Annotated in this window: 12 protein-coding genes; 9 read left to right on the top strand and 3 right to left on the bottom strand. The window is 59.4% G+C overall.

The annotated features are described in order from the left end of the window. Positions 1–412: 412 nt before the first annotated feature. The 9 genes from SPHV1_RS09715 (at position 413) to SPHV1_RS09685 (ending at position 6,096) form a co-directional block, all read left to right on the top strand. Complete coding sequence (locus tag SPHV1_RS09715) at positions 413–673, top strand: hypothetical protein (RefSeq protein WP_054945828.1); 261 nt, start codon at positions 413–415, stop codon at positions 671–673. A gap of 673 nt (positions 674–1,346) precedes the next feature. Next, entirely contained in the window at positions 1,347–1,565 is a 219-nt protein-coding gene (locus SPHV1_RS09710; protein ID WP_082430943.1) for a helix-turn-helix domain-containing protein, read from the top strand. 2 nt (positions 1,566–1,567) lie between these two features. Then, a complete protein-coding gene (locus tag SPHV1_RS25755; RefSeq protein WP_231634606.1) occupies positions 1,568–2,176 on the top strand; it encodes a HipA N-terminal domain-containing protein in 609 nt (202 codons plus the stop codon). After that, positions 2,134–2,793 carry a HipA domain-containing protein gene (locus SPHV1_RS25750; protein ID WP_231634605.1) on the top strand — a complete coding sequence of 220 codons (660 nt, stop codon included), beginning with the start codon at positions 2,134–2,136 and terminating at the stop codon, positions 2,791–2,793. Before SPHV1_RS25755 ends, SPHV1_RS25750 begins: the two co-directional genes overlap by 43 nt. A 13-nt stretch (positions 2,794–2,806) precedes the next feature. Continuing rightward, positions 2,807–3,049: an AlpA family transcriptional regulator gene (locus tag SPHV1_RS24410; protein ID WP_082430942.1), complete on the top strand. Its 243-nt coding sequence runs from the start codon at positions 2,807–2,809 to the stop codon at positions 3,047–3,049. Positions 3,050–3,286: 237 nt separating this feature from the next. Further along, complete coding sequence (locus tag SPHV1_RS09700; RefSeq protein WP_054945842.1) at positions 3,287–4,054, top strand: autoinducer binding domain-containing protein; 768 nt, start codon at positions 3,287–3,289, stop codon at positions 4,052–4,054. 62 nt (positions 4,055–4,116) lie between these two features. Continuing rightward, positions 4,117–4,731, top strand: coding sequence for an acyl-homoserine-lactone synthase (locus tag SPHV1_RS09695; protein WP_054945841.1), 615 nt, complete (start codon positions 4,117–4,119; stop codon positions 4,729–4,731). A gap of 17 nt (positions 4,732–4,748) precedes the next feature. Next, entirely contained in the window at positions 4,749–5,702 is a 954-nt protein-coding gene (locus tag SPHV1_RS09690; protein ID WP_054945827.1) for a phytanoyl-CoA dioxygenase family protein, read from the top strand. Then, a complete protein-coding gene (locus SPHV1_RS09685) occupies positions 5,695–6,096 on the top strand; it encodes a MarR family transcriptional regulator (RefSeq protein ID WP_156367312.1) in 402 nt (133 codons plus the stop codon). Before SPHV1_RS09690 ends, SPHV1_RS09685 begins: the two co-directional genes overlap by 8 nt. Before the next feature lie 22 nt (positions 6,097–6,118). On the opposite strand, the gene SPHV1_RS09680 is transcribed toward SPHV1_RS09685, so the two are convergent. The 3 genes from SPHV1_RS09680 to SPHV1_RS09670 form a co-directional block, all read right to left on the bottom strand. Further along, entirely contained in the window at positions 6,119–6,412 is a 294-nt protein-coding gene (locus SPHV1_RS09680) for a type II toxin-antitoxin system RelE/ParE family toxin (protein ID WP_054945825.1), read from the bottom strand. After that, positions 6,409–6,678, bottom strand: a complete 270-nt coding sequence (locus SPHV1_RS09675; protein WP_054945824.1) for a CopG family ribbon-helix-helix protein — start codon at positions 6,676–6,678, stop codon at positions 6,409–6,411. Before SPHV1_RS09675 ends, SPHV1_RS09680 begins: the two co-directional genes overlap by 4 nt. Before the next feature lie 70 nt (positions 6,679–6,748). Then, positions 6,749–7,672, bottom strand: coding sequence for a HEPN domain-containing protein (locus SPHV1_RS09670; protein ID WP_054945823.1), 924 nt, complete (start codon positions 7,670–7,672; stop codon positions 6,749–6,751). Between the last annotated feature and the right edge of the window lie 139 nt (positions 7,673–7,811).

Genomic DNA, 7,811 nt, shown 5'->3' with positions numbered 1-7,811 from the left:
CCTTGGGTGGGGGGGGGGGTCGTCAAACCTTGCGATCAAAATCGGCTGCAATCGAAAGCGCGTTTGCAGCGAAGCACAGAAGCCTCGCCCTTCGCCGCTCGCCTGGCCGGCATCGTAACCATAGCTCGCGGCGAAGAAGGTATACTGGAGGTTGAGGTTCATCGTGAACCAGCCATCCACTGTCCGGAGCAAGGCGCGTAGTCCTGTTGGGCCAATCGTGATGGCATCCGGCGGGCCTTGGGCAATTCTGGCCCTCGACAGGGCACTGCAATGTGCGAGCGAACAGTTTCGGTAGTCAGATAAGGTTGCAGGCCGCAGCGTTAAGCGTGAAGGACCAAGCTGTTCGCCTGCATGTTTGGAGAGTCCGAACAACCATATTGCATTGAGCGGACGTTGAGTGAATGGGATACCCATGAAGAAAAGGCGTCGGTATCTCACTGCGACCATGCCTGACGGCTATGTAAAGACTATCGGGCCTACAACCGACAGCTTCACCCATTATTGGCGAATTGTGGCAGAGCTCGAAAACGGTAAGACGGAAGTGTTTTGGGGGCATAGCCGCTCGCTCGCGGAGGCCAGGCGCAAACGTGTACCTGCCGAAGAAGCTTCCCGGACGCGAGGATGGAAAGGCTTCACCTTCGAAATCGCCGAGCTCGTCGAAACCCTCGCCTAACACCCTCACTGAAATTCAGCGCCTCAACTGGCCGCATTGAATATAGCTCTCCGTTCACCGAGTTCCGGCAGGATCAGCACGACATCAGATCCGAACGCTACTGCCGCGTAGCGGGTTGGCACTCGAATGCCCGGATAACGGCCTCGTTGCCATTCGCGGTCCGACCGATTGAGAATGCTACGCGGCCTTATTGGGCATTCCTTGCCACCCGACACAAATGCCGTTCCCGACTTGAAATACCCACGCGCCGTGTAAATTCAATTTTTGTGCAACTAACATGGAATTTACACGGCGCGTATTTCATGTTTCCTGATGTTGCATGAAAGACGAATCGACCTCTCGCCCCTATCGCCAAACTGCCCGAGCTGCGGCGGCAGCGGAGTCCGTCAAACCACGCCCATGATGTGCTGAAACATGGGCGTTCTCCTCATTGATGTCGATCAGGCCCCCTCGTTGGGACACACTTTCCATTTTAAGCCAGCAAAACAGCCCATTATCGACTGTATTTGCTTGGTATTTCCTACTTGCAATCTGCCTCTAACGTCAAACTGGTCGCCCTGCCTTTCCTCCTTCCGAACCTTCTCGCCGACGAGTTGAGACGGCAGGCATTGGTGGCCTGGCACCTTCGAAACCCGCCGATACGCCTTCGCATATCTTCCCGATCGGTAAGATCATGCTGATTGAAGATGCCTCACAATTCGGCGCCGCTGCCGCCACTGCCCGCAAGGCTCTCGGCCTCACGCAGCGAGAGCTAGCACTGGCTATCAACAGCGGCGAACGCTTCATCGTCGACCTTGAAGCAGGCAAGCCAACCGCCCAACTGGGCAAGGCACTTGCCGCTGCCAAGTCCGTCGGACTGCGCCTGGCCACTACGGGCAGTTCAGAGACTTGATCATGGAACTTCCGATCCATTACGAGGACCGCCCAGTAGCGACAATCAGTGCGGACGCGAATGCTACCCAGCTTGCTTATGACGCTGTCTGGCTCTCATCACCGGATCGCTTTCCAGTCTCGCTTGCGATGCCGCTCCAATCCGAAGCCTATGGCGCCGAATTGGTTCTTCCATGGCTATTGAATCTGCCGCCGGAAGGCGAGCCCCTGAGGGCCATGACGCGCACGCTCGGCACGGCACCGGAAGACGCGCTTGGACTGACCGCACAGACCGGCAATGATCTGGCAGGTGCCCTGAGCATTGCCCCGAAACAGCAAGGCGGGGAAGCCGGATATCGGCCGATATCAGATGACAATGCATTGGAGCGCGTCTTTGACGAGCTTCCGTCTCGCCCCTTCCTTATTGGTGAAGAAGGGGTCTCGATGAGCCTCGCCGGTGCGCAGGACAAGTTGCCGGTCACCCTGATTGACGGGCAAATAACAGTCCCCATCAAAGGCGCGCCATCGACGCACATCCTCGAGCCCGACAATCCGCGCCTTCCGGGAATCGTCCAGAAGAAGCCCTCTGCATGGTTCTGGCCCGGCGTATCGGCCTCGATGTTGCCCCCATAACAGCCGATGTTGCTGGCAAGCGGAACTACCTGCTCGATGCCGTGATCTTCAGCATCGCCATCGGCAACGTCGATTCCCATGCCAAGACTTACTCTATCCTCCTTGGTCAGGGGGCACCGCGGCTGGCTCCGCTGTACGATCTCATGTCGGGCCTTGCCTGGTCGAACATCCCCCAGAACCATGCTCAAGCCATAGGCGGCCAACGCAGGGGCCGCCATATCTACGGCCGCCATTGGCGGCGCATGGCTGAGGCTGCCTGTCTCGCCGCACGCGGCACAATACGGCGCGTCGAACAGGTGACGACGCGACTGCTGCGCGAGCTGCCCGCTGCCGTCGAAGAGGTGACTGCGATGCCCGCCGGCCCAGCGATGCTCGAAGTGTTCGCCAGGGTGATCGAGGAACGGGCGACCGAAGTCGGGTCGCACGCTGGGCAGGAAGGCACTCCAGACATTGCTGCTGCACCAGCCGATGACGCCCCACCACCGGGCCTAGCGCTTATACCGCCAACTGGAACAGCTGAAACAGTACTTCTCCCGTTGCAAGCCTTCCCGCTATTCATAATGCCTTGCAATCGAGCGGCCTTTCCAGCAGATTTGGAGCAGCGGGCAGACCGATGAAGGATCGGTTTGCATGAACGAACATGAAGACAGATTCCTCCGAATGGGGGACGTCACCAGGAAAACCGGACGCTCCCGCGCGGCAATCCACCGAATGATTGCAGAAGGCACCTTTCCCCCTCAAATCCCGATAGGTGCCAGAGCTGTGGGTTGGCGGTTGTCGTCTGTCCTGGAATGGATGGAATCGCCCAAGGACTACCATGCGAAATGCGCGAAAAGTTTGCAGCAAAGCGCAAACGGCATTTCCAAAATGTAACCCATCGCAGCGTCACATAAATGTCATTCTCTGACTGCGGCTTGGCGTGATCCGGCCCCGGCGCGAAATCGGATGCGAATGTCTGTCGCCGATGGAACGTCGCTACCAAATTCACGCCCTGCCGCGTGTGCTGACTGTAGGCGACTGGCCTGGCTGAGCGGGGGCACCGCGATATAGCTATGGAGGATTGCTAACCGGCCAAGCCGAATGCCTGCGCTTGAACAGGGGAAGTGCTGCATGTTTATCGGTTCAGAGCTTATCGAGTTTCTTCTCTGCCTCGGCCAGGTGCGCTCAGATGCGGACTTCTTCGACCTCATGTTGGAGACGACCTGCAGGCTGGGCTTTCAGCAGTTCGCGTTCGTCAGCCATGTCGATCTTGTAGCGGCGGCCGACGAGGCGGTTGCGATATCGAATTACCCCGATGGCTGGGTGGAGCGAATCCTGACCGAACGGTATTATCTCGATGATCCGGTGCATGCCGCCAGCATCGGCCGCAACACGCCCTACGCCTGGCATGCCATCGGCGCAGAGGTGATACAGAGCAGGCGCCAGCTAACCATACTGAAGGAGGGCGCCAGTTTCGGCCTCCACGATGGCGTCACCGTCCCCGTCCATTCGCCGGGGGAATACCGTGGGACCTGCTCCTTCGCGACCTCGCAGCCTGTTTCCATGACCCCGCAAATTCGAGGGGCTACGCATATTGTCGCAGGCTTTGGCTTTGAAACCGCGCGCAAACTGGTTCGCATGCGGCTCGGTCTGGAGCGAACGATCCCGTCCCTGCCGCGTTTCAGTCCGCGTGAAGTTGATTGCGTGGGGTTGGTCGCATCCGGCATGGGGGATACCCAGATCGCCCACGCCCTGGGCCTCTCCGAAGCGACGGTTCATCAGCACATCACCGGCGCCATGCGCAAATGCGGCGTTTTCAAGCGAACCGCGCTGGTGTTCCGCGCCCTGTTCGATGGACATATCTGCTTCCACAGCCTGCGCCGGACATCCTCTAAATAGAGGAATTTCAGCGAGGGGCCGTTTCACCCATCCTTTTGCCATCACAACAGGAGATGGCGAACATGGCCCACGTCATTCAAGGCGGCTGGGCAGCGGCGCAAGGCGCGCTGCTTGCCCAGATGTACCAGGAACGCAAGCGCGTATTCATCGACTTGCTGCGCTGGGATTTACCCGCGCTCGATGGTCGCTATGAGATCGACCAGTTCGATACGCCCTCGACCATCTACCTCATCATCGCGGGCACCGATGGCCAGCATCTGGGCTCATTGCGTCTCCTGCCGACCATTCAGCCCCATGTTCTCGGCGACGTTTTTCCCGGCCTGTGCGATCGCGGCAGCCCAAGCGCCCGCGATGTCTGGGAAATTTCGCGCCTATGCCTGTCGCGGAGCATTCGTGCGGCCGAGCGGCGGCATGTCCGCGACAAACTGGCCACCGCCCTGACGCTCTTTGCCCGGGACAACGGCATCCGCGCCTACTGCTGCGTGGCCGACATGCCTTGGTACACGCAAATCCTGTCATTCGGATGGCGCTGCGAGCCCCTCGGTCTGCCGCAGGACCTGCCTTGCGGGATGCTCGCCGCATTGATGATCCACATCGACGACGGGACACCCAGGATGCTGGACGAAGCCGGCATCTGGTCGGAAACGCTCGCACCGCTCGTCCCGCTTGGCCAATGACGAAAGGGGGACAAGCGATGACTGACATCCCGCCCCGCAAGCTGCACGGCGCTGCTCTGCGCGAGCACGGTTATTGCATCATCGAGGATCTGGTTTCACCTGCCTTGATCGGCGGACTTGCCGCGGATCTCGACAAGCCTTTCGCCGAAACCGGATTTTCGGAAGGCAGCTTTTCGGGGAGCGAGACACGGCGCTTTGCCGGTCTCCTCAAGCGCTCACCCAATGTGGCGGCTCTCGTCGAACACGACCTCGTTCTTCAAATCGCCGACGATGTGCTGGGTCCGTGGTGCGACCATTTCTCACTAAACCTCACCCAGGCGATCGAACTCGCGCCCGGCGCGAAGCCCCAGGTGCCCCACCGTGATCAGGACATGTGGCCCTGCAGCCAGTTCGTTGCACCCGAGCGCGCAATCGAATTCCTGCTCAACGTGATGTGGCCGCTCACGGCCTTTACGAAGGACAACGGGGCCACACTTGTGTGGCCGGGTAGCCATCGGCGGCAAGATGAAATGCTCATCGCACCCGAGGAAGCAGTCGTTGCGGAGATGACGCCGGGGTCAGCGCTCATGTTCATGGGCTCGACTCTGCACGCAGCGGGGCCGAACCGGACCGCCCTTCCCCGCCGCGGCGTCATCATCAGCTACTGCCTGGGATGGCTCAAACCCTATGAGCTTCCCTGGCTTGCCTATCCGCCTGAGGTAGCACGGCAATTTCCAAGAAGCCTGGCACGGCTTGCCGGTTACAGGGTGCATCGTCCAAACCTGGGCACATACGAAGGCCGCTGCCCTTCCCTACTGCTTGACGACGCTGCTCCGGGGACAGGCGCCGTGGACGCACTGCTACCCGAACAGGAGGCACTCATCAGCGCGTGGAGAAACGGCGCGGTGGGACCTGACACCTTACACATGACACCTCCAGTCTCCCCGCATCCCGTCATGCAAAGCTACGATGTGGAGCCGGCCGATGATTAGCGGTGACCATCGCCTCGTGCTGTGCCGAGTGCTGATCCTGCAGCGCAAACTCGCAAGAGAGCTTCTCGGCCCAAACCTTTGCGCCAATCCGATCTGGGACATGCTGCTCGATCTCTATGTCGCCGACCGGGAAGGCGAATTGCTCTATATCTGGCCGCTTAGCCTTGCCGGCAACATTCCGATTTCCAGCGCCCACCGCAAGATCGATCTCATGGTGCAGAAGGGCTTCGTTGTGCGCACCGTCGATGAAAGCGATCGACGGCGTGTCGGCATCCAACTGACGGCGTCGTTCCGGGATTTGCTCGATCAATTGTTCGACAACCTGACGCAATTGATCATGACGTACTGCTGCCAGCATGGATCCGGTCACGGAGATGATCTCGGCCACCGCTGATCGACGGACCTTTCGCCGCGGCTCAATTGTCCGGTCCGGGAGTGCGATTTTCCCGGCAATGCCAGAGGCGCAGAATGAATATCGTAGCGTTCGAGATTTCGTAGTGCAGCTCGTAATTGCCGACGATGATTCGCCGCACCTCGCGAGGATCAAACGCATCCAGCCTCTCGCCAAGGCGGGGGTAATCCAGCAATCGGTTCGGTGCGCGCGCCAATTGCTGGACGATGCGCGCCGCGGCATCTGGGGCGACGGGCTTCAGATGTTCATGGAGGCGGACAAGATCGCTGGAGGCCTTGCTGGTCCACTGAATGTTCATGCCAATGGCGGCGCCAGCGGATCATCAGTGGAAAGGCTTTCGGCCCAGGCAACGATGCTCTGATGATCGATCAAGTTGCCACGGTCCACATCATGCAGCGCTTCGAGGGTTAGCTGATGCCGCTCCTCTTCCTGGTCGATCCACGCTGCCAACGCCTGCTTCATGATCCAGCCTCGAGACCGGTCCATCCGTTCTGCCAGGATATCCATCTTGTCCGCAAGATCGGCGGAAACATGCGCGGTTATGACACGGGTAGCAGCAGCCATGCGATTAGCCTTCAATCAATGTGATTGGAAATTAATCAACCTGCCGAGTTGATGCAAGGACCGAAGTCGTTCATGTCGGCAACGCCGCCTTTTCGAGCTCCGCGATTTTGTCGCTGCAAATCTGGTGAACCACCCGGCCCAGTTCCTCGACCCGGTCACCCAGCCAGGTCAGTTCGTCTTCGTCGATCCGATAGTGCTTGCTATAGCGCGCCTTGGTGTAGGCTTCCTTCAGTTTCTGGAACATGGCCCGCTCGCGGCGAGAACCTTCAGGCCAGATGCCGACCATGCGGCGGTCGAGACGCTCGGCCTGGGTACGCAAAAAGGCGATGTTGTGGTTGTATGGCGTATAGGTCTGCAACACGAGAAGAAAACAGGAGTACAGTCTTTCTGCAGCTTGGTGCAGATCGAACACCGCCTTCTTCAGGTCGCCGTGCCCACGAGCATCGATGAAGCCTCGAAAATAACTTCCTGCACTTGGATGCCATTCCTCGAAATACTCCTTCGCCATCACCAACGCCTCCTTGGGCGTCTTCGGCTTGGGCTGATGGAGTTCGCGCTCGTCGGATTCGTACAGCGCGATGCCTTCCTTCGCCATTTCCAGGAAGAAGATGCGACCGTGGGCAAGACCGTCGTTCACTTCCTGGAGCGAATGCACGATGAAATTCACCGGCGTGCGCAAGGTTTTCTCGACCATGTACGCGCGGATCAACCGCTCCTCGCATTTCGCCCAGTACTTGGCGCGATCGGCAAGGTCCTTCTGGCTGACGATGATCAGGATGTCGTAGTCGCTCTTGTACTCGTTGGCCGAGAGCGGGGCATCGACCCAGTCACCGCGACTGTAGGAGCCGAACAGGATGATCTTGAGAATTTGCGCGCGCGAGCGCGGACCCGTCGCATGTTCGGTGGCCTCGCGAAATTCCTCGAAGATAACACCGACGACGCGCTCGAGCTCGCGCTGCTTGGCCGGCGGCAGATGATCAATTCCCGTACGCATGAGCCGTCACCCTAGACACAACACCGCAAGATTGCCCAGCACCAATTGCGCCGCGCAGCACACAATCATTGCGCCACCTTGCAATGATTTAACTCCTCCTCCCTCCCCTTGATGGGGCCAAGGGGTTGCCCATGTCCTC

The sequence above is a fragment of the Novosphingobium sp. KN65.2 genome, assembly GCF_001368935.1.
GTDB classification, from domain to species: domain Bacteria; phylum Pseudomonadota; class Alphaproteobacteria; order Sphingomonadales; family Sphingomonadaceae; genus Novosphingobium; species Novosphingobium mathurense.
Note: the sequence above shows the minus strand (reverse complement) of the source record. Positions and strands in the feature narration are given on the sequence as shown.